Below are 273 nucleotides of genomic sequence, written 5' to 3' on the forward strand. Positions count from 1 at the left end.
TGCCGGGATCCCGGAGCGGATGTTCGCCGCCTACCTCACCGGTGCGGCGCAGGTGACCACGTATGTTCCGGGGTGCAGGGGGATGAGGTGGCAGGTCCTCGCCGGGATCGCCCGGGTCGAGTCCGACCACGCCGCCGGCCATACCGTCGCAGCGGGCGGGGACATCTCCCCGATCATCACCGGCCCCCGCCTGGACGGCTCCGGCGCGGGCGGGAACACCACCGCGATCGGCGACACCGACGGCGGACGCTGGGACAACGACCCCCAGTTCGA

Annotated in this window: 1 pseudogene; it reads left to right on the forward strand. The window is 72.9% G+C overall.

Going from position 1 to position 273, the window contains the following annotated elements:
• Positions 1 to 273, forward strand: a pseudogene (locus VR44_RS17585) (C40 family peptidase); the annotation flags it as partial.

The organism is Streptomyces katrae (assembly GCF_000966975.1).
Lineage (GTDB): Bacteria > Actinomycetota > Actinomycetes > Streptomycetales > Streptomycetaceae > Streptomyces > Streptomyces katrae.